Origin of the sequence: Pedobacter sp. HMWF019, assembly GCF_003061025.1 — a bacterium.
Classification (GTDB): Bacteria; Bacteroidota; Bacteroidia; order Sphingobacteriales; family Sphingobacteriaceae; genus Pedobacter.
This window is the reverse complement of record NZ_QAIL01000215.1, coordinates 1-3,324: the sequence shown is the minus strand read 5'-3', so window position 1 is coordinate 3,324 and position 3,324 is coordinate 1. Positions and strand designations below refer to the sequence as shown.

The 3,324-nt window shown below is 41.1% G+C and carries 3 protein-coding genes; all 3 read left to right on the top strand.

All coding sequences use genetic code 11. The annotated features are described in order from the left end of the window. Positions 1 to 147 precede the first annotated feature (147 nt). The 3 genes from carA to DBR11_RS12840 all read left to right on the top strand — a co-directional run bounded on the left by carA (position 148) and on the right by DBR11_RS12840 (position 3,228). The gene (carA, locus tag DBR11_RS12850) at positions 148 to 1,260 is read left to right on the top strand and encodes a glutamine-hydrolyzing carbamoyl-phosphate synthase small subunit (RefSeq protein ID WP_108553069.1); all 1,113 of its coding nucleotides are present in this window, start codon (positions 148 to 150) and stop codon (positions 1,258 to 1,260) included. Positions 1,261 to 1,358: 98 nt separating this feature from the next. Further along, positions 1,359 to 2,126: an ABC transporter ATP-binding protein gene (locus DBR11_RS12845; protein WP_108553068.1), complete on the top strand. Its 768-nt coding sequence runs from the start codon at positions 1,359 to 1,361 to the stop codon at positions 2,124 to 2,126. Positions 2,127 to 2,136: 10 nt separating this feature from the next. Continuing rightward, positions 2,137 to 3,228 (top strand): ABC transporter permease, encoded by a 1,092-nt coding sequence (locus tag DBR11_RS12840; protein ID WP_108553067.1) that lies wholly within the window; start codon positions 2,137 to 2,139, stop codon positions 3,226 to 3,228. Positions 3,229 to 3,324: the final 96 nt, after the last annotated feature.

The window sequence follows — 3,324 nt, the reverse complement described above, 5'->3', positions numbered from 1 at the left end:
TGAAATGAACACTCAAAAACCTATCTTTGTATCCCGAAATGAACGGGTTAGATAACATCACATTTGTTAACAGTAAAAACGGCAAAAATGCCAGTACTCCCCATTCTTTTTTCTCTTTTTTCCACATAATTTCTGATTATTATCATCATGACTAACTACACCAAGTTACCCGCGATCTTGTTATTGGCAGACGGAACCGTATATTACGGTAAAGCAGCCGGAAAAATCGGTACCACAACCGGAGAAATTTGTTTCAACACAGGAATGACCGGGTATCAGGAAATTTTCACTGATCCTTCCTATTTCGGACAGATCATGGTTACCACCAATGCTCATATCGGAAATTATGGTATACATAAAGAAGAAGTCGAATCTGATTCTATCAAAATAGCAGGTCTGGTTTGCAAAAACTACAATATCGGATTTAGCCGTAAAGAAGCTTCAGAATCTATCCAGGATTACTTCCAGAATGAAAACATCGTTGGTATTTCAGACATTGACACTCGTGCATTGGTACGTCACATCAGACATAAAGGTGCAATGAATGCCATTATTTCCTCAGAAATCACTGATCTGGAAGAATTGAAAAAGAAATTAGCAGAAGTTCCTTCTATGGATGGTTTAGAACTTTCTTCACAAGTATCTACCAAACAGCCTTATTTCTACGGTTCACCCGAAGCTACTTATAAGATCGCTGCACTGGATTTGGGTATTAAGAAAAATATACTTCGTAATTTTGACGGCAGAGACATCTATGTACAGGTATTTCCTGCAAAGACAAGCTTCGAAGAAATGAATAAATGGGGTGCTGATGGCTATTTTATTTCCAACGGCCCTGGTGACCCTTCCGCAATGCCTTATGCAATTGAAACCGTTAAGCAGGTTTTAGCTGCAGACAAACCCCTCTTTGGAATTTGTTTAGGTCATCAACTGCTGGCAGAAGCCAATGGTATCGGAACCATGAAAATGTTCAATGGACACAGAGGATTAAACCACCCGGTAAAGAACATTATCAAAAATCATTGTGAAGTGACTTCACAAAACCACGGATTCGGTGTGATTCCAGAAGAAGTGAGAAGTTCTGACAAAGTAGAGATCACCCACCTTAATCTCAATGATCAGTCTATTGAAGGCATCCGTGTCAAAGGTAAAAAAGCTTTCTCTGTTCAGTATCACCCGGAGTCTTCTCCAGGCCCTCATGATTCCCGTTATCTTTTTGATGATTTTATTGAAATGATCAAAGGCGAACTCGCCTGGTAACCTTATTCACAGGTTTAAAACATCATTTTACCGACATATTGCAGGTTTTAAGGGATAGATGGTTTTCTATTCCTTAAAAACCTTCTTACTTTTACACCATGGATAAAACGAAGGCCATTATCAGTGTTAAAGACCTGGTAAAGAACTATGATGATTTCAACGCGGTAAAAGGCATCAGCTTTGACGTGTATGAAAACGAAATCTTTGGATTACTTGGTCCAAATGGCGCTGGAAAAACAACGACCCTCGAAATCATTGAAACCCTAAGAGAAAAAACATCCGGAGAAATCACCGTTGATGGTTTATCAGTAGATCATGATGCCGGAAGGATCAAACAGATCATAGGCGTACAGTTACAAGCTGCAGGCTACTACCCCAACCTCAACCTGGTTGAACTGATGGAATTATTTTCCGGACTGTACGGAGTAGATATCAAGCCCATGGAAATGCTGGAAAAAGTAAATCTTCAGGACAAGGCCAAAGCCCGGTACAAAGCCCTTTCGGGAGGTCAGAAACAACGTTTTTCTATCGCGACTACCCTCATCAACAATCCAAAAATCATCTTCCTGGACGAACCTACAACCGGTTTAGACCCACAGGCCCGGCGCAATCTATGGGATCTCATTATTGAAATCCGTAAAAGCGGCACCACTGTGGTGATCACAACACATTATATGGATGAAGCAGAACAGCTCTGTGACCGGGTTGCTTTTGTAGAACACGGGCAGATCATTGCACTGGATTCACCCGATAATTTGATTGACAATCTGGTGAACAGTGGCTTTGAGCGCAAGAAAGAAGTTAAAAAGGCAAACCTTGAAGATGTATTTATTAACCTGACCGGCCAGCAATGGCGCGAAGGATAATCTGAAAACCATGAACAAACCCTACAACAATACCAAAGCAACTTTAGCACTGGCGAAAGCCAGCTTCAGATCTATTATGCGCAGCCCCTCTGCTGTTGTATTCACCCTGGCTTTTCCGCTGATCTTTATTCTCGTTTTCGGTTTTCTTGGCGGAGGTGGGGTAAAAGTCGATCTGGCTGTTGCACCTGGTTCTAATCTTCAAAACCCCGTGATCTATGCACTGGAAAAAGTCTCCGTAGTGAGACTCATCAAAGATAAAGATCCCAAAGAAATTCAGGCCAGCCTGGAAAAAGGGACCATCGATGCTGTCATTGATGTTAAAAGCAATCCATCGGGCACACCGGCTTTTATAGCAGATGTAAAATATACCTCCGCTTCTATTGATAAATCCAATATTCTTAAATCTATCCTGAATAACCTGCTCTACACACTCAATTCAAAAGACATCAAGCCAACCGTTGCTGAATTGAATGAAAGTACTGTGAAAGGCCGTATTTACCGGACCATAGACTTCATCCTCCCTGGACAACTGGGCTTCTCTTTACTCAGTACGGGTGTATTTGGAACAGCATTCGTCTTTTTTAGTTTACGCCAAACCCTGGTGATCAAACGCTTTTTTGCCACGCCTGTCAAAAGATCCAGCATCGTATTGGGCGAAGGAATTGCCAGAATTGGTTTTGCGCTACTTGGTGCTCTGTTTATCATCCTGATAGGACATTTCTTCTTTCATTTTACACTTATTCATGGCATCATAACGGTAGTCAATATGCTCTTACTGGCGACTATTGGCGTCATTGTTTTTATGGGCTTTGGATTTGTGGTGTCTGGTCTGGCCAAAAGCGAAAGCACGATCCCGCCTATCTCCAATATTATTACATTGCCGCAATTTTTACTCTCCGGCACTTTCTTCTCTATAGATGCATTCCCAAACTGGTTACAACCCATCAGCAGGGCGCTACCTTTAACCTATTTGAACGATGCGATGCGAAAGGTTGCATTTGAAGGTGCAGGATTATGGGATGTAAAACAACAAATCCTGATCATGATTATCTGGGGGTTTGGCATCTACGCTGTAGCTGTTAAGGTTTTTAAGTGGGAGTAAAAAAAACTGCTTTACTGAAATTTTATTTGTATAACTCCTGATTATTTATTGTAAATTAGATACATGATCACCTTAATACCAAATAAAAATTTAAAC